Annotated in this window: 18 protein-coding genes and 1 tRNA gene; 10 read left to right on the top strand and 9 right to left on the bottom strand. The window is 66.5% G+C overall.

Annotated elements, in window-relative coordinates; translation table 11 throughout:
• Positions 1-44 precede the first annotated feature (44 nt).
• Positions 45-797, bottom strand: coding sequence for a hydrolase (locus AC3FKG_RS14795; protein WP_483711780.1), 753 nt, complete (start codon positions 795-797; stop codon positions 45-47).
• A gap of 302 nt (positions 798-1,099) precedes the next feature.
• Here AC3FKG_RS14795 and AC3FKG_RS14800 point away from each other — a divergent pair, with 302 nt between their 5' ends.
• A complete protein-coding gene (locus tag AC3FKG_RS14800; protein WP_483711781.1) occupies positions 1,100-2,944 on the top strand; it encodes a GGDEF domain-containing protein in 1,845 nt (614 codons plus the stop codon).
• A gap of 121 nt (positions 2,945-3,065) precedes the next feature.
• On the opposite strand, the gene AC3FKG_RS14805 is transcribed toward AC3FKG_RS14800, so the two are convergent.
• From AC3FKG_RS14805 to AC3FKG_RS14835, 7 genes are all read right to left on the bottom strand, one after another.
• A tRNA-Leu gene (locus tag AC3FKG_RS14805) sits at positions 3,066-3,152 on the bottom strand.
• 95 nt (positions 3,153-3,247) lie between these two features.
• The gene (locus AC3FKG_RS14810) at positions 3,248-4,546 is read right to left on the bottom strand and encodes an amidohydrolase family protein (RefSeq protein ID WP_483711782.1); all 1,299 of its coding nucleotides are present in this window, start codon (positions 4,544-4,546) and stop codon (positions 3,248-3,250) included.
• Between the two features lie 73 nt (positions 4,547-4,619).
• Positions 4,620-5,321, bottom strand: a complete 702-nt coding sequence (locus AC3FKG_RS14815) for a TetR family transcriptional regulator C-terminal domain-containing protein (protein ID WP_483711783.1) — start codon at positions 5,319-5,321, stop codon at positions 4,620-4,622.
• Complete coding sequence (upp, locus tag AC3FKG_RS14820) at positions 5,321-6,010, bottom strand: uracil phosphoribosyltransferase (RefSeq protein ID WP_483711784.1); 690 nt, start codon at positions 6,008-6,010, stop codon at positions 5,321-5,323. Before upp ends, AC3FKG_RS14815 begins: the two co-directional genes overlap by 1 nt.
• A gap of 108 nt (positions 6,011-6,118) precedes the next feature.
• Positions 6,119-7,423 carry a URC4/urg3 family protein gene (locus AC3FKG_RS14825; protein WP_483711785.1) on the bottom strand — a complete coding sequence of 435 codons (1,305 nt, stop codon included), beginning with the start codon at positions 7,421-7,423 and terminating at the stop codon, positions 6,119-6,121.
• Positions 7,420-8,658: a GTP cyclohydrolase II gene (locus tag AC3FKG_RS14830; RefSeq protein WP_483714362.1), complete on the bottom strand. Its 1,239-nt coding sequence runs from the start codon at positions 8,656-8,658 to the stop codon at positions 7,420-7,422. The genes AC3FKG_RS14825 and AC3FKG_RS14830 overlap by 4 nt, the downstream gene beginning before the upstream one ends.
• A gap of 272 nt (positions 8,659-8,930) precedes the next feature.
• The gene (locus AC3FKG_RS14835; protein WP_483711786.1) at positions 8,931-10,022 is read right to left on the bottom strand and encodes an acyltransferase family protein; all 1,092 of its coding nucleotides are present in this window, start codon (positions 10,020-10,022) and stop codon (positions 8,931-8,933) included.
• Between the two features lie 255 nt (positions 10,023-10,277).
• Between AC3FKG_RS14835 and AC3FKG_RS14840 the strand changes: the two genes are divergently transcribed.
• Both AC3FKG_RS14840 and AC3FKG_RS14845 read left to right on the top strand, forming a co-directional pair.
• Entirely contained in the window at positions 10,278-11,195 is a 918-nt protein-coding gene (locus AC3FKG_RS14840; RefSeq protein ID WP_488743419.1) for an amino acid ABC transporter substrate-binding protein, read from the top strand.
• A gap of 192 nt (positions 11,196-11,387) precedes the next feature.
• Entirely contained in the window at positions 11,388-11,690 is a 303-nt protein-coding gene (locus AC3FKG_RS14845; protein WP_483711787.1) for an amino acid ABC transporter permease, read from the top strand.
• 69 nt (positions 11,691-11,759) lie between these two features.
• Here the strand turns inward: AC3FKG_RS14845 and AC3FKG_RS14850 are convergent, their stop codons facing one another.
• Positions 11,760-12,512 (bottom strand): hypothetical protein, encoded by a 753-nt coding sequence (locus AC3FKG_RS14850; RefSeq protein ID WP_488743416.1) that lies wholly within the window; start codon positions 12,510-12,512, stop codon positions 11,760-11,762.
• 278 nt (positions 12,513-12,790) lie between these two features.
• Between AC3FKG_RS14850 and AC3FKG_RS14855 the strand changes: the two genes are divergently transcribed.
• The 7 genes from AC3FKG_RS14855 to AC3FKG_RS14885 form a co-directional block, all read left to right on the top strand.
• Positions 12,791-13,351 carry an HdeD family acid-resistance protein gene (locus tag AC3FKG_RS14855; protein WP_483711789.1) on the top strand — a complete coding sequence of 187 codons (561 nt, stop codon included), beginning with the start codon at positions 12,791-12,793 and terminating at the stop codon, positions 13,349-13,351.
• Positions 13,352-13,761: 410 nt separating this feature from the next.
• The gene (locus AC3FKG_RS14860) at positions 13,762-15,483 is read left to right on the top strand and encodes a glycosyltransferase family 39 protein (RefSeq protein WP_483711790.1); all 1,722 of its coding nucleotides are present in this window, start codon (positions 13,762-13,764) and stop codon (positions 15,481-15,483) included.
• A 10-nt stretch (positions 15,484-15,493) separates the two neighbouring features.
• Positions 15,494-15,865, top strand: a complete 372-nt coding sequence (locus tag AC3FKG_RS14865) for a DMT family transporter (protein WP_483711791.1) — start codon at positions 15,494-15,496, stop codon at positions 15,863-15,865.
• Positions 15,866-15,908: 43 nt separating this feature from the next.
• A complete protein-coding gene (locus tag AC3FKG_RS14870) occupies positions 15,909-17,084 on the top strand; it encodes a DegT/DnrJ/EryC1/StrS family aminotransferase (RefSeq protein ID WP_483711792.1) in 1,176 nt (391 codons plus the stop codon).
• Positions 17,063-18,040 carry a glycosyltransferase gene (locus tag AC3FKG_RS14875; protein ID WP_483711793.1) on the top strand — a complete coding sequence of 326 codons (978 nt, stop codon included), beginning with the start codon at positions 17,063-17,065 and terminating at the stop codon, positions 18,038-18,040. The genes AC3FKG_RS14870 and AC3FKG_RS14875 overlap by 22 nt, the downstream gene beginning before the upstream one ends.
• The gene (locus AC3FKG_RS14880) at positions 18,040-18,972 is read left to right on the top strand and encodes a formyltransferase (RefSeq protein ID WP_488743420.1); all 933 of its coding nucleotides are present in this window, start codon (positions 18,040-18,042) and stop codon (positions 18,970-18,972) included. Before AC3FKG_RS14875 ends, AC3FKG_RS14880 begins: the two co-directional genes overlap by 1 nt.
• On the top strand, positions 18,969-19,924 hold a 956-nt coding region (locus AC3FKG_RS14885), incomplete at its 3' end, for a bifunctional UDP-4-keto-pentose/UDP-xylose synthase (protein ID WP_488743417.1). The genes AC3FKG_RS14880 and AC3FKG_RS14885, both read left to right, overlap by 4 nt.

Here is a 19,924-nt window from a genome sequence, read left to right on the forward strand (position 1 = left end):
AAAATTTTCAATCAGCAGGCCAATCGACTGTGCGGCAATGACGGCTACCAGCGATAGCGCGCGCCCACGGTGCCGCCGGCATTCCGCCCCGCCTTCACCTTGAACCAGAGCTTCACGCCCGATGCGGTATTGCCGTGCGCGCCGATATTGAACGAGAACAGGCCGCGCAGCAGGTCCGTATCGATCTTCGTGCCGTTGATGTTGATGGTCTGCTTGCGGCTGTCCTGCCACCAGTCGGCTTCGACGAACGGGTACACGCCCGCGAGCCGGGTCGGCTGGGCGCCGTAGAGCCGAACGCCGAAGCCCGTGGCACTGGAATCGCCCAGCATGTCGGGCGCCTGCGTGCCCGTGGCCGGCGTGCCCGGTTGATACGCCAGTTGCACGCGCGGCTGGATGGTCAGGCCACCGGCATGCGGCACGACGGCGTCCAGCGCCACCGCCATGGTGCGCACGCGGCTGTCCACGAAGCCGCTGGCGGTGGTGATGTCGTCGACATGAACCAGGATCCGCCGCGGGCCGTAGCGCAGGCGCTCAGTATCGACGTCGATGGCCGCGAGGCCGGGCGCGTCGTCATCCGGCCCAGCACCTGTCGTGACCTCGATGCGCGGGGAGTACGCGTTGTGTTCAACGGCAGACGAGGCAGAACCACGTGCCGGTGCCATCCCGCCAAAGTCGCTCGCTTGCACATGCTGCCAGCCGAGGATCGAATCGGTGCCCGGGGCACCCTCGTCGGCCCTGGCCACGGAACACACCAGCATCGCCAGCACGCAGCAGCATTGCAGGGGGTGTTGACGCACCCCATGCGGTGTCGCGGCACAGTCGTGCCACGCAGGGCATGCCCCTGCCTCCCTCTCTCTTGATGATGACAAGACCTCAGTCATGGCAACCACCTTCGGACGTTATCCAAGCTTGCCCGATTTGTTTGAGCATAGGCGATATGCCCGCCATCGGGAAAGCGGCGAATGTCCGCTTTCGCGCGGCCGCTGAGCTTGCGTTCCGGACAGCCGCCCGGTCGTCCCGTTTAGTGGAGCAATGGCGTCGGCTTTGCCCGAAGCCCTGATGGTTTTCGTCAATAATGTCGAAAACTCAACGATTTCCTATGCCTGCCTTCCTGACCGAACAGGCGCGGGAGGAGACCACCATGGCGTTCTGGCGAAGACTTCGCCCTGCCGGGAACACCGGCGCCAGCCATCCGCTGGCAGCAGGCCGAAGCCGGAGCCTGAAGCGCAAGCTGTCTGCCGTGACAACCATTGCCGCGCTGTGTACGGTTGGCCTGGCTGCGCTGCTGATGGCGCATTCGTATGGCGATTTCGCCGCGGCGCGCCAGAACCTGTATGACATCTCGGAATACCGTGTCCTGCTGGACGCGGCCAATGTGCTGTCGGCCGAACGCGGCCCCGCCAACAGTGTGCTCGGCGAAGCCCCCGCGGAGAAAAGTGCCGCGCGCGACCGGCTGCGCGAATTCCGCGCTCGCAGCGACGCCGCGCTCACGCGGCTGCTGATGCCGCCGGCGGCGCCCGCGGGCCTGCACCAGCACCATCTGCCGCCATTGATGGTGGAACGCGTGCGCGAGCGCCTGCGCCGGGCCCGCACGGAGGTCGATGCCCTGGCCAGCCGGCAGCGCGAAGACAGGCAGATGGATGAACTCCAGCACGCCATCGAAGGCATGTTCGAGGCCGTCGATGCGCTGCAGCCGCTGATCGGCTGGCAGGTCAGGCAGTTGTCGGCATGCCACCCGGGCCTGGCCGCGCCCGCGCTCACCGGCAAGATGCTCGGCGATTTGCGCGAGTACGGCGGCCGCGCGGCCTCCCAGATCATGGCGCCCGTTGCCGCGCACCAGCCGATCCCGATCCGCAGCCTCGCCGATACCTCGCGCTCGCGCGGGCGGCTGCTGGAGCTATGGGAACTCGCCGGTCCGGCCTACAACATGTATGGCGACACCCCGCAACTCGAGCAGGCGTACGCCGACGCGAGCCACCAGTTCTTCGGCCACGGCTTGTCCATGGTCGACAGCATGGTGGCGCAAGGCCGCCTGTCGGGGCATTACTCGATGACCCCGACAGAATTCACCAACCGCTATGTGCCGACACTGGAGCCACTGGAGCGGCTGCGCCGCGCGTTCCTGGACGAGGTAATCGCGCATTTCGAGGTCGACCGCACGCGCGCGCTACGCGTCCTTGCAATCGCCGGCAGCGCGACCGCGCTGATCCTCCTGGTGCTTGGGTACCTGCTGGTGTTCGCACAGCGCTCGGTATTCCTGCCGTTGCTGCATGCGCGCGATGCGGTCATTGCGCTGGCCGAAGGCCGCAGCCGACCGGGCTTTGGCGTGCCAACGACCGGCCGCGAGATGCGCCGCCTGTTCGATGCGCTCGACATCCTGCGCCGCAAGCTGCGCGAGCGCGCGTCGCTCACCGAGCAGCTCGAACATCTGGCCCGCACCGACAGCCTGACCGGACTGCTGAACCGGCGCGCGCTGGAGCATGTTGCCGTGCAGCCGTCCGATCCTGCCGGACCGGAGACGGTGAGCCTGATCCTGATGGACGTGGATCGGTTCAAGCAAATCAACGACCGGCACGGCCACCCCGCCGGAGACGAGGTGCTGCGTGCGCTGGCGGACCTGATGCGCGACCGGGTGGATCCCGCATTCGCGCTGGCGCGCTTTGGCGGCGAGGAATTCGCGGTGCTCGTCCCTGGCGCCGGGACCGAAGACGCGGCGTCCATGGCGCAGGTATTGCGCACGGCGATCTGCGCCGAACCGATCCGACTGGCTGACGGTACACGGCTGCCGGTCACCGCCAGCTTTGGCGTGGCGACTGCCCGCAGCGGCGCTATCCATTGGCCGCAACTGTTTGCCGCGGCGGATGCCGCGTTGTACCGCGCCAAGACCGATGGCCGCAATTGCGTGCGGCGCGCCGATGAACCTGAAGAGGCCATCGAAGATTGAGCGCCAGCAAGCCGCGCGGCCCTCGCGCGGCGACCGCATCCGCCGCGACACCTGCCGACACCCGCCAATAGCCAGCCGTAAACGGAAAAAGGCCCGCATTGCTGCGGGCCTTTTCTGAATTTGGTGCCCAGAAGAGGACTCGAACCTCCACAGTGTTGCCACCGCTAGGACCTGAACCTAGTGCGTCTACCAATTCCGCCATCTGGGCTTCGTTTCACTGCATTTCTGCTGCGATGCGAAGAACGCAATTATGCTGACCACCAGAGACCTTGTCAACACTCTTCGGTAAAAAATCTCTGCATGTCAGCGCCCGCGCGCCGCCTCGCTGCGCCTGGCGACGAAGTCCACCTGCGGCGGTCGATCTGGCAAATGCAGCGTAGCCGTGGCCGGCGGCGTGCTGGCCACGGTCTTGCCGCCGCGCACAACAAGCAAACGCGTCGCGCGCAAGCGGATGGCCTCGACCGGATCGCGCGCCTGCAGCAGGACCAGGTCCGCGCGACAGCCCGGCGCAAGGCCATAGCCATCGAGGCCCAGTATCTGCGCGGGCGCGGTCGTCACCGCAGCAAAGCAGCTGCGCATGGCGTCCTGCCCGGTCATCTGCCCCACATGCAGGCCCATGTGAGCCACCTCCAGCATGTCTGCGCTGCCCAGGCTGTACCAGGGGTCCATCACGCAGTCATGCCCCAACGCGACCGGCACGCCGGCCGCCAGCAACTCGGGCACGCGCGTCATGCCACGCCGCTTCGGGTAGCTGTCGTGGCGGCCCTGCAAGGTGATGTTGATCAGCGGGTTGGCGATCGCGGCGACGCCCGCCTCGCGCATCAGCGGCAGAAGCTTGGACACATAGTAGTTGTCCATCGAATGCATCGACGTCAGGTGCGAGCCGGCGACGCGTCCGTGCAGCCCCAGCCGCACGGTCTCGCTGGCGAGGGTTTCGATATGGCGCGACATCGGGTCGTCGCTCTCGTCGCAATGCATGTCGACGCGCAGGCCCCGTTCGGCGGCCAATTCGCACAGCACGCGCACCGATGCCGAGCCGTCCGCCATGGTCCGCTCGAAATGCGGAATGCCGCCGACCACCTCCACGCCCATGTCGAGCGCGCAGCGCAGGTTGTCGAGCGCGCCCGGCGCGCGCAGCACGCCGTCCTGCGGGAACGCCACGAGCTGGAGATCGAGGTAGGGACGCACGCGCTCGCGCACGTGCAACAGCGCCTCCACGGCAAGCAGGCGCGGGTCGCACACGTCGACATGCGAACGGATCGCCAGCAGCCCCTTGGCCACGGCCCAGTCGCAGTACGCCAGCGCGCGCTCGACCAGCGCCTCCTGCGTCAGCAGCGGCTTCAGCTCGCCCCACAGCGCAATGCCTTCGAGCAAGGTGCCGGACTGGTTCACGCGCGGCAGCCCGTAGGACAGCGTGGAATCCATATGGAAATGCGCATCGACAAACGGCGGCGTCACGAGTTGCCCCGCGGCATCGACCTCGGTGGCGGCCTGCGCGGCGAGCGCCGCTTCCACCGCGACAATGCGGCCGTTGTCGACGCCGATATCGATGTCATGGCGCCCGTCAGGCAGCGTGCAGTGGCGCAGGATCAGTTCCAGCATGGTCGCTCCAGGATCGGATGGTTCGTAGTTCAGGGTTCAGGCTCGGCGCGACGATGCGGAGCAGGCAGGGCACCTACGGCGTGGGCACGCCCCGGACAAGCGGCGCAGCCACGGGCCCCAGCCCGCAACCGCGCAAGAGCAGCGTCACCAGATGCTCGGTGGCCAGTTCGAAATCGCGCCGGCCCAGTTGGCTCACGCCCAGCACGGCGCAAATCTGCGATTCGAAATCGGCGTAGGTCTGGGTCGCCGCCCAGATGGTGAAGAACAGGTGCTGCGGATCCACGCTGGCCATCTGCCCATTGGCGATCCACTGGCGGATGACCGCGGCCTTGTGCGCCACCAGTTCGCGCAGCGCATGGCGCAACACTTCGCCGATCTCCGGCGCGCCGTGCAGCAATTCATTGGCGAACACGCGCGATGCATCGGGATGGCTGGCGGACAGCCGCATCTTCGCGCGGATGTACGCTTCCAGCGCCACCTGCGGCGGCAGTTCGGCGCGGATGGCCTCGGTCTCGGACAGCCACAATTGCAGCGTGTGCGCCAGTACCGCGCGATACAGCGCCTGCTTGGTGCGGAAGTAGTAGTGCAGGTTGGATTTGGGCACGCCGGCGCGCACGGCGATCTCCGCCATGGTGGCCCCCGCGAATCCGGCACGTGCGAACACGTGCTCGGCCGCGCGCAGGATCATGGCCTCGTTCTCCTGCCGGATGCGCCCGCCGCTTGCTTCGCGCGCGAGCGGCAGGCGCCGCGCCGTGGCCGTCGCGGGCCCGTCCATCACCGCGTGCCGTAGAGGCGGTCCCCGGCGTCGCCAAGGCCGGGCACGATATAGCCGTGCTCGTTCAGCTCCTCGTCGATGGCCGCCGTGACGATGGCAACGTCCGGATGCGCGGCCTGCAGCGCGTTCAGCCCCGGGCGCGACGCAATCAGGCAGACGTACTTGAGCATGGTCACGCCGCTCTCCTTGAGCCGGTTCAGCGCCGCGATGGCCGAATTGCCCGTGGCCAGCATCGGATCCACCACGATCACGATCCGCTCCTGGATATCCTCGGGCATCTTGAAGTAGTACTCGACGGGCTCCAGCGTTTCCGGGTCGCGGTACAGGCCGATATGGCCCACGCGCGCGGCGGGCAGCAGTTCGAGCATGCCGTCCAGGAAACCATTGCCCGCCCGCAGGATCGACACCAGGCAAAGCTTCTTGCCCGCCAGCACCGGCGACCGCGTGGGGCCAATCGGTGTCTTGATGGCGATGGTCTCCATCGGCAGGTCGCGCGTCGCCTCATAGGTCAGGAGCTGGCTGATCTCGCGCACGAGCCGGCGGAAGTTATCCGTCGTGGTCTCCTCGCTGCGCGCCAGCGTGACCTTGTGCTGGACCAGCGGGTGGTCCACTACCAGTACGGGGGCGGTGACGGCGGGGGCGTTGGCGGCTTCGGCCGGCGCCACGGGGACGGCAGACACGTCGTTCATGATGACGCTCCTATGCAATCGGGCTGGCGGGGAATCGCGGGTGAATCAGGGATTGCACCGCCGGGCGGCATCGGCCGGCGGGCAAGCGCTACGGCGTAATCACGGCGCTCAGAACACGGTGCCGTCGCTGTAGATCGCGAAGGGCGGCGGCCCGCCGGGCCTGCGCTTGGCGGCAATGCGCCGTCCCGCGGCCCAGGTGCCGCCTTCGAGCACGCGCGCCAGCGGGAACGCCGCCTCGGTCAACCCGAGCGCCTGGCGTACGCCATCGGCCACGAGATCCAGCCCCGTCACGGTGAGCGCACGCCATTCGACGATGACCGGCTCCTGCACCTCGTGCGCCACGGCCGCGAATCCCGGGTCGCGCGGCACCATCAGCTCGAAGTCGAACAGCAGGCCGCCGTTGCGGTACTCGGGCAGCCCGGTCAGGGATGCCAGCCCCGTGACAATCAGGCCGGCGTCCTCGAGCGGCTCCAGCAGCGAATACGTCAGCCACTGGGTCAGCTTGTGGAACGGCACCAGCCCGCCGGGGGCGGCCGGATGCCGCCAGGTATCGCCGAGCGAGACCCCCTCCAGCACCACCCGCCCCGGCCAGACCGGACCGAGCGCCACCAGCAGCGTCCTCAGGATGAAGCTCGCCTCGATACGGTCATCGACCGCATTGGCCTTCAGGTAGTCGAACAGGTTGCCCAGGCGCGCCGGCGAGCCGAACACGGCTGGCGTGGCCTGCATGACTTCACCCAGGCGGCGCAGCAGCCCGGCGCGCCCTTCCAGGCCCACCAGCGGATTGTGCTGTGCAACCTGGAAGGCCGTGGCGATGGTCGAGGCGTCGATGCGCATCAGCCGCTCGGCATCGGCGCGCAGCGGATCGCCCGGCTCGGCCGAAAAGCCGCCGCGCGCGAACAGGTCGAAGCTGGCCACGCCGAGCCCTTCCGAGCGGGTCAGGATCAGGTCGCTGGCCGGATCGCGGTAGCGCCAGTCGGGGCCGGCACCGGCATCCAGCAGCACGCTGGGAATGACCAGGTCGATGCCGATCCGGGCGCGGTCCTCGCGGTGCTCGGGGCCGCTCAGCGCGGCGCGCTCGCACAGGATCTGCCAGCGGTCGAGCCGCTCGCCGGAGCCGCCGCTTTCGAAGTGGCGCCAGCGGCTGTGGTACGGCACGCGCAGGTCCGGATAGCGCTGGCGGATGGTGCTGGCGACATAGTCCGCGATCGCATGGACCCGGTCGGGATGCCAGGTGAACAGTTCGGACTGGCCGGCCGCCACGTGCTCGGTGACGGCCGCGCAATGCGTGCGGACCGCCTCGGCACAAAGCAGCGCTGCAGCCGGATGCCCCGCCGGCACCGGACTGTACCAGCCGCTGCCGTGGCCGTCGGTCGATCCGCCCGGCCGGTCCGCTTCGGGATACGTGCTCATTCGTTCAACCCCCTGCCCTTTGCCAGGGCGAGTTCGTTGGCGTCAGGCGGCGTGTAGTGCGTGAAATAGCCGGCCGCCACCTTGGCGTCGATTTCCACGCGCGCGTCCGCCGGGATCAGTGCTTCGGGTATGGCCACCTGCTCGACCACTTCAATACCCTGGGCCACCAGCGCACCGTGCTTCATGTTGCTCATCGACGCCCAGCGGTCGATGCGCCGGATACCGAGCCAGTGGAAGACATCCGGCATCAGTTCCTGGAAGCGCATGTCCTGCACACCGGCCACGCACTCGGTGCGCGCGAAGTAGGTCTCGGCGCGGTCGCCGCCGACCTGGCGCTTGCGGGCGTTATAGACCAGGAACTTGGTCACCTCGCCCAGCGCGCGTCCTTCCTTCCGGTTATAGACCACCAAGCCTACGCCCCCTTGCTGGGCCATGTCGATGCAAACCTCAATGCCATGCGCGAGGTAGGGGCGGCAGGTGCAGATGTCGGAGCCGAACACGTCCGAGCCGTTGCACTCGTCATGCACGCGGCAGGCCACGTGGGTGTCGGGCTTGCCGAGCTTGGCGATATCGCCGAAGAAATAGAGCGTCATGCCGCCGATCGGCGGCAGGAATACCTTCAGGTCGGGCCGCGTCACCAGCTCGGGGAACATGCCGCTGGTCTGCTCGAACAGGCTGCGCCGCAGCACGGTTTCCTTGATATCGAAACGGCGCGCGAGCCCGGGCAGGTACCAGACCGGATCCACTGCCGCCTTGGTGACCTTCACGTCGCCGTTGGCGTGGAGGATGTCGCCATCAGGCCTGAGCCGCCCCGCCGCAATCGCCGAGGCCAGCTCCGGCATGTTGATGTGCGCGCGCGTCACGGCGATGGTCGGGCGGATGTCCACGCCCGCGGCGATACGGTCGGCAAAGACACTGGAAACGAGATGGCCCCATGGGTCGAGCGAGACAATCTTGTCCGCATCCGCCCACTGCGGGTGCGGGCCGATTGCCTCGGCCGGCGCGGTATCGGTCAGGTCCGGCCGGTGGTCGCGCTGAAGGCGGCCCGAAGCCACGGCCAGCGCCCGGTAGATGGCATAGGCGCCCGAATGCGTGCCAATCACATTGCGCCGCTCGGGGTCCGTCAGGCTCGCAATCACCGGGCCGCGTTCCGCTGCCGTTGGCGCTCCCCAGTGAATCGGCTCGGCCGGTTTGTCGCGGCGCGCGTGCGAAGTCAGGACGATATGGTCGGACATGACAGCCCTCGATTCCATGATGGAATCCTGACCAAACGGTCAGGTTTACGCTTCCATACTAGGCAATCTTCATGCCATCCCCAATGCCCGTTGCCGTCCCTTGCGTGGGCCGTCGCACGCGGGCAACGGTCGCGCGCCGCACCATGAACGGGCAAGCGGTATCGCCGCGCGCGGCGCGCACGCACCACGAAAAAGCGGCACGTGCCGGGATGGCTACGTGCCGCTGATGTCCGTTGCGGTCCGCGCGGGAGTGCGGCGGTCCGGCCCCAGGGTCAGGTGGTCGATTCCTTCGGCGCGCCACGGCGGCCGCCCGGCACGAGCGCACGCAGCGCGGCGAACGGACTGGCACTTTCTACATAGCGGTAAAACAAGGTTCCGGCAACATTGCTCGCCAGCCAGGCGAACAGCATGCCCAGCGCGTTGAGCACCGGGTTCCCCGGCGCCAGGCGGGAAACCACCGCGTTCACAATCAGGCAGACCGGGAAATGCACAAGGAACACCGAATAGGAGATCCGGCCAAAGAAGCCCACCACCGCCGCGCGCGGCCAGCTTTCAAGCCAGCCGCCGCGCCTGGCCACCGCCAGCAGCAATGCCGTGGCCAGCGCCACCGCGATCCGCAGCCGGAAATCGACGATCAGTGCCGCGAGCCCAAGCGCCCCCAGCAACAGGAGCGGAATGGCCGACCGTTCGGCATTGGAGGCCCAGTACGCCAGCGTGCCCATGCCGTAGGCACCGAAGAAATACACCGCCCAGATATCCCACCCGGCATCGCGGTTGAACCAGAACAACGAGGCCACCGCCAGAGCCGACACCACGACCACGCCCGCCTGGGCACCCTGGCCCGACACGCTGCGCGCCAGCCACAGCGCCGTCACCAGCAGCGCGAACAGCTGCAGGTCGATCGCCACGTACCAGACGCCCGCCGACAAGGCATCGACATCCAGCACGTTATGGAGCAGCAGCACATGGGCAAGGAACTGCATCAGGTGCGGCGGCGCGGGGATCGAGTCATGGACCATCCACGTCCGCGCAATGGCAGCCCCCGCAATGCTGACCAGGATCGCCGCCGCATACGGCGTGACCAGCTTCTGGTAGCGGCGCCAGACCGCGGTCAACGGATGCTGCCGGATCACCAGCCTGCCCTGTGGCGCAAGGCTGCGTGCCGCCAGGAAACCGCTCACCACCAGGAAGACCTGCACCGCGATGCGGGCGTATTGCGACAGCCAGTCAAGGACATCCGGCGCCAGCGAATAGGCCGAATCGGACATGGGGCCGTAGAACGCCAGGTGATGGAGCACGATCAGTTGCGAGCTGACGGCCTTGAGGGCGTCAATGCACGCGAGGCGCGAAGGACGGGGGCTCATTGATTGTTATAAGAACGTTACAAATGCGATGGGGGCGATTTTACCGCCTTCCCGGCATCTGTTTGCGCCTCATTTGTCACAATTTGAGTAATCGTTACACAAATCACCGAGGTATGCCTTTTTCGGAATCGCCATGTTCAATGTCTTAACGGCGAAGCATTTGCTTATGAAAAAGTTGTCGTTCCTCCAGGCAGAGCGCGGGTATACCCTTCCGGTTTTGCTGCAACTGGCGTGACTACGCCTTCCCCGCACCCTATGTCGTTCGCCCGCTCGTTCGCTCCTCGCAAGCTGTTCCGTCCCCTGACCGCCCTGCTGCTGTCGCTGGCCACACTCGCCCCGCTCGGCGCCCGCGCCGAAAGTCCGGTGCTCGACAAGATCCGCGACAGCGGCACCATCGTGCTCGGCTATCGCGAGTCCGCACTGCCGTTCTCGTTCGCCGATGACAAGGGCAAGCCGGCCGGCTATGCGGTCGACCTGTGCCTGCGCGTAGCCGAAGCAACCCGCCAGAAACTGGGCCTGAAGGACCTGAAGGTGCGCTGGATGCCGCTCACGCCGCAGAACCGCTTCCCCGCAATGGTCAATGGCCTGGTGGACCTGGACTGCGCCCCCAATACCAACTCGCTGGAGCGGCAGAAGCAGGTAGCGTTCAGCGTGTCGCATTACGTCTCGACCGTGCGCATGCTGGTGCGGGCCGACTCCGGCATCCAGTCGTTCGAGGACCTGCGCGGCAAGACCGTGGTCACCAGCGCCGGCTCGACCGGCGACCGCCATGTGCGGCACATGAAGCAACAATACGGTTATCGCGACATTTACGCGAAGGACCATGGCGAATCGTTCCTGCTGCTGGAATCGGGTCGCGCACAAGCCTTCGTGATGGACGACGTCCTGCTTGCCGGCCTGCGCGCACGCGCCAAGGACCCGGCTCAGTGGGTGATCGTCGGCCCCGCCCTTTCGACCGAGCAGAACGCACTGATGATGTCGAAGGCCGATCCGCAATGGAAACAGGTCGTCGACCAGACCCTGGCCACCACGTTCGCGGGTCCGGGCATCGCGTCTCTGCAGAAGCGCTGGTTCCAGCAACCCATCGGCAGCCGCAACATCAACCTCGCCCTGGCCCCGTCGAACCAGGTGCGGGAGGCATGGAAGCACCCGTCCGACACCACCACGGAGTGACGCCGTGATTTCCGGCATAGGCGCACGGATACGGCAATCCATGGTTTCCATGAATGCTTACCGCCGGGTAGGTACCAAGTTGACAGCGTGGCGATAGCTTGGCGACACTGAAACCGGTTGTCCCCGCCAGAGGGGCAACCGAGAAGAACCGCCCAACGGGGTGGCATAACCAGGCTGGACTCAGGAGAAATCATGAACAAGTTCGTTGCGACTGCCATCGTGCTCGCATTGGGCACGGCTGCTGTAGCCGCCCAGGCGCAAACGGGTGGCAAGAAGTTCGACCCGTATACGCAGGGCGCCAAGTCTGGTCAGAAATTCGACCCGTACACCGAGGGCGCCAAGTCCGGTGACAAGTTTGATCCGTACAGCCAGGGCGCCAACAAGAGCACGCGCAGCGACCTGACCGACGCTCCGGCTCCGGACGCCAAGAAGCCGGCCAAGAAGTCCAAGACCAAGGCCAAGAAGAAGGCGGCTCCGGCGGCACCGGCCAGCTGATACCCGGCACCAATGCAAAAAAAGCCCGTGCATAGCACGGGCTTTTTTGCGTCTGGGGGGTGATGCAGGCTACGGTGCCTGCGTATCCTGCTCCATCGCCGTCACGTCGATGCGCTGCACCTTGCCTTCCTGCATGACTTCGGTACGCAACACGAAGGCCTCGGCCGGACAGTACCAGTCGGTGATATGCATGACCGTGGGTTCGACCTGCACGACTTCCTCCCCCACCAGCAGCGGCCCTAGCGACGTGCGCTTGTCATAGGTGACGGGCAGGCATTCCTTGCGGCCCATGACGGTATTGATCATCTGGCGGCGGCCAACCTGGCGCGAACTGATATGGATGGAGGCGTGCGGCACGTGCATGGTGCTGACCACCTCGTCGGAGCCGAGCGGATAGACCTTGAGCGACAGGCTCGATTCGAACGTCTCGCCTTCGAGCGTGGCCCCTTCGCGCAGGCTCATGCCGGCATAGTTGAACACGCCACGGCCTTTGAACGCCGCCTCGCCAAACATGCGCGCGTAGCGCGCTCGCGCGTTGATGACGGCGTGCTGGCTTTCAATGCTGGTCTGGTCGGCAGGCGTGCGCCGGTCAATATTGACCTGATGCACCTGATCCATGACGACAGGCGGTCCCATCAGCGCGGACATGGCCGATTTCGAGTTGATTTCGAGTTGGGCGTGGCAGCCCGAGGCACTGCGCCCGACGTCGCGCAAGGTCATGGTAATCGACATCGGCAACGCGCCGTCCCCCTCCATCTGCACGTGCGACCCCGAGCGGAACCACTGCGCGTCGCAGAGCGCGGCGCCGGGCGATGGTGGCAAGGAAGCGTGGGGTGCCGGGGCGGCGGGCCGCTCTTGCGCCCAGGCGCAGCCGGCCCAGAGCAGCGCCAATGCCACCGCTGCCGCCTTTCGCCGAACATGCTGCGCCTTTGTCTTCACATCATTCCCTGTCTAGAATGGTCTTGCCGTCTGCTTCTGACTGGCCTGGCCGGCACGCGGTCTGTGCCAGCGCCAGCGCGTTTCCCGCCCACTGTCCCATCCGGCTCCACGGGGCCGGGCCCGTGGCGTTCCGGCGTTCCGGCACCTTGCAGGAGAATTCCATGCTTCAGTACTACGCGAAATTATGGTGGGTGATTGCCCTGCGCGGTCTGCTGGCGCTCGTTTTCGGCCTCTGCGCGCTCTTCGCCCCGATCGCCACGCTGGCCGCGCTGATCATCATCTTCGGCGCGTTCGTGGCAGCCGACGGGTTGATGGCACTGCTGATGGCAATCTCCGGCAAGCAACGCGAGAGCAGCGACCGCTGGATCCTGGCGCTGCAGGGCCTGCTCGGCCTCGGTGTCGGCGCGCTCACCTGGCTGAGCCCGACGATTACTGCGTTGTCCCTGCTGATCTATATTGCCGCGTGGACCTTGGCCACGGGCGTGCTGCAGATGGTTGCGGCCGTGCGCCTGCGCAAGGAGATCCCGAACGAATGGTCGCTGATCCTGACCGGGCTGGTCAGCATCGGGTTCGCGTTCTTGGTGCTGTGGCGACCCTTGGCCGGGGCGCTCGCTGTGCTCTGGATGATCGGCTCGTGGGCCATTGTGTGCGGCATCCTGCTCCTTGGGGTGGCGCTCCGCTTGCGCAGTGCCCGCCGCACCCCCTTTGCCCAACCAGCCTGACGGCGACGGACCGTGCCATCGCCAGTTCCTTGCGCCTCAGGATAGCTTCGGAAGGCGGGTGGGTCCCTCGCCCGTGCTACCATTGCCGCCCGCGAGAGGGACGGTACGAGCACCGCGAACAAGATACGCTTGCGTCACAACTTGGCCCGAAAACGAGGCCTGTCGCCAGCGCTTGTCCACCGGCACGCGCCGGCACGCGTTGTGACGACTTCCCGCCATGCCCGGCACCTGCGAGCAGGCCTGCATGGCGGACGGTCCTCGACCGGACAAACCGTAGTAAGGAAGCGACTGAATGCAGAGCCCGCGCGGACCGCTGATGCCAGCGAAGCGCGGGGCCCCGCAACGGTCGGCTTCGCCAGTCGCGCCACGCGACGCAAGCGATTCATCCGTCGATCATTCCAGGGAGTTCTATGCGTAGTTCATCGACCGCGCGCTATGCCGGGCTGTCAGTTGGCGTAATCGCCGCGATCAGCCTCGGCATCCTGCTGGTCTGGTTCGGCACGCTCGACATGCGCCACCTGCTGCGCTCGGACGAAGGCCGCTACGCCGAAATTGCCAGGGAGATGTTTGCCACCAGCGACTGGGTCACGATCCGCTACCAGGCGCTCAAGTACTTCGAAAAGCCGCCCTTCCATCTCTGGGTGACAGCGCTGTCCTATTCGCTGTTCGGGATTGGCGACTGGCAGGCACGGCTGTGCGTGGCGCTGTCCGGCGCCATCGGTCTGCTGGTTTCCATGCTCGCCGCGCACCGCTGGTTTGGCATGCGCGCGGCCCTGCTGAGCGGCCTGGTGCTGGTCGCCGCGCCGATGTGGAACGTGGCCGCGCATTTCAATTCGCTCGACATGACGCTGTCCGGTGCCATGGCCTGCGTGCTCGCCTTCATGCTGCTGGCCCAGCACCCGGACGCCACGCCGGCCGCGCGCCGCAACTGGATGCTGGCCTGCTGGGTCGCCATGGGCGTGGCCATCCTGACCAAGGGCCTGGTCGGCATTGCCCTGCCGGGACTGGTGCTCGTGGTCTACACCCTAGTCACGCGCGACTTTGGCCTCTGGCGCCGCCTGCATCTGTTGTCCGGCATCGTGCTGATGCTGGTGGTCACCGTGCCCTGGTTCTGGCTGGTGTCCGAGCGCAACCCCGAATTCCTGAATTTCTTCTTTATCCACGAGCACTGGCAGCGCTATACCTCGACCGTGCATTCGCGCAAGGGCCCGCTATGGTACTTCCTGCCGCTGCTGGTTGCGGGCTTCCTGCCGTGGCTGGGCGCCTTTCCGGGCATGTGGCAGGCCGTGCGCGAACGCGCCGGCGTGGCGCGCGGCAGCGCCCCGCGGCCGTTCCAGCCGGCGATGCTGGCTGCCATCTGGGCCATTGCCATCTTCATCTTCTTCAGCCTGTCGGGCTCGAAGCTGCCGGGCTATATCGTGCCGATCTTCCCGGCGCTGGGCATCCTGGCCGGCGTGGCGCTCGACACCGCCACGGAACGCTCGTGGCTGCGCCAGGTGAATTTCATGCTGGTGCTGGCGGTGCTTGGCTTGCTGGCCACCCCTTATGTGGCAACGCTGGACAAGCCCAGCACGCCCAACGTGGTCTACCGCGAATTCGCGCTGTGGATCGGCCTGGCCTTTGCCTGCATGCTGGCGGGCACGTTGCTCGCACGGCACCTGGTGCGCTCGCGTGGCGTGTTCCCCAGCATCGTCGCCTATGCTGTGGCCATGTTCCTGTGCGCGACACTGGCCTTCCGCGGGCATGAAGCCATGGGCCGCCCGGCTTCGGGCGCCGATCTGGTGCCGGCGATCAACGCGGTGCTGACCCCCGACATGCCGATCTACAGCGTGCGACTGCTGGACCACACGCTGCCGTTTTACCTGCGCCGGACTACCATCCTCGTCGAGCACCCCGACGAGCTTGAGTTCGGCGTCGGCCGGGAACCGCAGAAATGGATTCCGACCGTCGATGCCTTTGTCGAGCGCTGGAAGCAAGGACCGCACGCCATCGCCATCATGTCGGCCGACACGTTCGGGGACCTCACCGCACGCGGCGTGCCCATGAACACGATCGCCGAGGACAAGCGCCGCATCGTCGTTGCCAATTTCCCGCTGCCGGCACAGGCCCGGCCGCAACCCTCCAAGGACTGAACCGGGCGCCATGACGCTATCGACCTTTGCCTTTATCTTGACCGGCGTGCTGCTCAATGCCGCCGCGCAGTTGCTGCTCAAAGCCGGCGTCAACGCCGTCGGCGCCATCACCATCGAGCGCAGCACCCTGCTGGTGACGGCACTGCGCGTGCTGACCCAGTGGCCGGTGCTGGCCGGGCTGACGCTCTATGTCGTCAGCGTGGGCGTGTGGATCGTGGGTCTGTCGCGCGTTGACGTGTCGATTGCCTACCCGATGCTCTCGCTCGGCTATGTGGTGAACGCGCTTGCCGCGTACTGGCTGTTCGGCGAGATGATCGGCCCGCTGCGCGTGTGCGGCATCCTGCTGATCCTGGCCGGCGTATTCCTGATTGCGCGCTCGTGATCCGGCGCCCCACTGTGTTGCATCTTTACTGGCAAGCTATCCGATGACCGCTACCGCCGCTTCCGAATTCCTTCCCTTCGTCCGGCCCGAGATCGACGCCGACACCATTGCCGAAGTCGGCAAGGTGCTGGCCTCCGGCTGGATCACCTCCGGCCCGAAGATGCAGGCGTTCGAGGACGCGCTGTCCCAGCTCTTCGGCGGCCGTCCCGTGCGCACCTTCGCCAATGGTTCGGCGACGATGGAGATCGCGCTGCGCATCGCGGACATCGGCCCCGGCGATGAAGTCATCACCACGCCGATCACGTGGGTCGCCACCGCCAACGTGGTCCTGGCGGTCGGCGCGAAGCCCGTGTTCGTCGACATCGACCCGCGCACCCGCAACATCGACCTGGACGCCGTGGAAGCGGCCATCACGCCGCGCACGCGCGCCATCATGCCGGTGTACCTGTCCGGCCTGCCGGTCGACATGGACCGGCTCTACGCGATCGCTGGCAAGCACAAGCTGCGCGTGATCGAAGACGCCGCGCAGGCCATCGATTCGCGCTGGCAAGGCCAGCGCATCGGCGCCTTTGGCGACCTGGTCAGCTTCAGCTTCCAGGCCAACAAGAACATCACCAGCGTCGAAGGCGGCTGCCTGGTGATGAATACGCCCGAAGAGGCCGTGCGCGCCGAGCGCCTGCGGCTGCAGGGCGTGATCCGCTCCGGCATGGATGGCATGGACGTGGAGGAACCGGGCGGCAAGTTCAACCTGACCGACGTCAACGCCGCGATCGGCCTGGCGCAGCTCGGCAAGCTCGATGCCATCACCGCACGCCGCGCGGAACTGGCCGAGACCTATTTCCGTTGCGCGGCCGATGCCGGTTTGGCCGAACTGGGCATCGAACTGCCGCTGCCGCTCGATCCGCATCAGGCCACCACCAACTGGCACATGTTCCAGGTGGTGCTGCCCACCGAACGTCTGGAAGGCGGTGCGCCCCAGGCGCGCCAAAACGTCATGCAGGCCCTGCGCGAGCGCGGTATCGGCACCGGCGTGCACTATCCTCCGATTCATCTTTTCACCTACTACCGTTCCCTTGGCTGGCGCGAAGGCATGCTGCCGCACGCCGAGCGCATCGGGCGCGGCATCGTCACGCTGCCGCTCTTCCCCGCCATGCAGGCCACCGATGTGGAACGGGTCTGCGCAACTCTTAGCGAAACATGCAAACGTCTCTCCAAATGAGTCCGGTCGAGGTTTCGGTCGTCATTCCGGTCTACAACGAAGAGGACGGGCTGCAAGCCCTGTTCGACCGCCTGTACCCGGTGCTCGACGGCCTTGGCGACTCGTACGAGATCATTTTCATCAATGACGGCAGCGCCGACCGCTCGGCGGCGATGCTGGCCGCGCAGTTCCACAAGCGCCCGGACGTGACCCGGGTGGTGCTGTTCAACGGCAACTTTGGCCAGCACATGGCCATCCTGGCCGGCTTTGAACACACGCGCGGCAAGATCGTCATCACGCTGGACGCCGACCTGCAGAACCCGCCCGAGGAAATCCCGCGCCTCGTGCAGACCATGCGCGAAGGCCACGATTACGTGGGCACCATCCGCCGCCAGCGCAACGACACGGCCTTCCGCCGCTATGCGTCGCGCGCCATGAATGGGCTGCGCGAGAGAATCACCCGCATCCGCATGACGGACCAGGGCTGCATGCTGCGCGCCTATGACCGCAACGTGGTGGACACCATCAACGCGTGCCGCGAGGTCAACACCTTCATTCCCGCGCTGGCCTACACCTTCGCGTCGAGCCCGGTGGAAATCGAGGTGGGCCATGAGCAGCGCCACGCCGGCGAATCCAAGTACTCGCTGTACCAGCTGATACGCCTGAACTTCGACCTGGTGACTGGCTTCTCGATCGTGCCGCTGCAGTGGTTCTCGGCCATCGGCACGGTGCTGTCGCTGCTGTCCGGCGTGCTGTTCGTGGTGCTGCTGATCCGCCGGTTCCTGTTCGGTTCGGAAGTGCAGGGTGTGTTCACCCTGTTCGCCATGAACTTCTTCCTGATCGGCATCCTGCTGTTCGGCCTGGGCCTGCTGGGCGAATACGTCGGCCGCATCTACCAGGAAGTGCGCGACCGCCCGCGCTACCGCATCAAGGCCGTGCTCGAAGCGGACCCGGCCCGCCAACGGACGGAGGCATGATGCGCGCGGTTGTCTTTGGCTACCACAACGTCGGCGACCGCTGCCTGCGCGTGCTGCATGCGCGCGGCGTGGAGGTGGCGCTGGTCATCACGCACCGCGACCGCGCCGACGAGAACATCTGGTTTCGCCGCGTGGCCGATACGGCGGCGGAACTGGGCATCCCGTTCCAGTACGGCGAGGACCCGACCGACCCGGAGATCGCACAGGCCGTGCGCGACGCCAGGCCCGATGTCATCTTCTCGTTCTACTACCGCTCGATGATCCCGGCCAGCGTGCTGGCGCTGGCCCCGCAGGGCGCGTTCAACATGCACGGCTCGCTGCTGCCCAAGTACCGCGGCCGCGTGCCGGTCAACTGGGCCGTGCTGCACGGCGAGACCGAGACCGGCGCCACGCTGCACGCGATGGACGCCAAGCCCGACGCGGGCTACATCGTCGACCAGACTTCCGTGCCGATCCTGCCGGACGACACGGCCGGCGAGGTCTTCGAGAAGGTCACCGTAGCCGCCGAGCAAACGCTCTGGCGCGCATTGCCGGCCATGATGGCGGGCAACACGCCGCAGCTGCCCAACGTGCTGGCCGAAGGCAGCTACTTCTCGGGCCGCCGGCCTGAAGACGGCCGCATCGACTGGAGCCGCCCCGCGGCCGAGGTCTACAACCTGATCCGCGCGGTGGCGCCGCCCTACCCCGGCGCGTTCACCGAACTTGCCGGCCAGCGCTTCGTCGTGGCGCAGGCGCGCCGCCCGCTGTCCGCGCCGACGCTGCCGACCGGTTGGCGTCCCGGCCTGCACGTCAGCCAGGGCCAGATCGTCGGCCTGTGCGGCGACGGCGGCCAGGTGCGCATTGACACCCTGCTCGACGCCGCGTCCACGCCGGTCACCGCTGCGTCGCTGGCCACCATTCTTACCGAACCATCCAACGAGGAAAACCGATGAAAAAGGTCCTGATTCTTGGCGTCAACGGCTTCATCGGCCACCACCTGACGCGCCGCATCCTGGAAACCACGTCGTGGGAGGTCTACGGCATGGACATGTCGTCCGACCGCCTGGGCGACCTGGTCAACCATCCGCGCATGCACTTCTTCGAGGGTGACATCACCATCAACAAGGAGTGGATCGAGTACAACATCCGCAAGTGCGACGTGATCCTGCCGCTGGTGGCCATCGCCACGCCGGCCACCTACGTGCGCAACCCGCTGCGCGTGTTCGAGCTCGACTTCGAAGCCAACCTGCCGATCGTGCGCAGCGCCGTCAAGTACGGCAAGCACCTGGTGTTCCCGTCGACCTCCGAGGTCTACGGCATGTGCGCGGACGAGGAGTTCGATCCGGAAGCCTCGCCGCTGATCTACGGCCCGATCAACAAGCCGCGCTGGATCTACGCCTGCTCCAAGCAGCTGATGGACCGCGTCATCCACGCCTATGGCATGGAGCAGGGCCTGAACTACACGCTGTTCCGCCCGTTCAACTGGATCGGCGCCGGGCTCGATTCGATCTTCGAATCGAAGGAAGGCTCCTCGCGCGTGGTCACGCAGTTCCTGGGCCATATCGTGCGCGGCGAGCCGATCAAGCTCGTTGACGGCGGTGCGCAGCAGCGCGCGTTTGCCGATATCTCCGACGGTATTTCGGCGCTGATGCACATCATCGAGAACAAGGACGGCGTCGCCAGCGGCAAGATCTTCAACATCGGCAATCCGTCCAACATCCACTCGGTGCGCGAGCTGGCCGAGATGATGCTGAAGATGGCCGCCGACTACCCCGAGTACGCCGAAGAGGCGCGCAAGACGCAGATCGTCGAGACCTCGTCGGGTGACTTCTACGGCAAGGGCTACCAGGACGTGCAGCACCGCGTGCCGAAGATCGACAACACCATGCAGGAACTGGGCTGGAA

The organism is Cupriavidus sp. 22TCCZM04-2 (assembly GCF_057798895.1).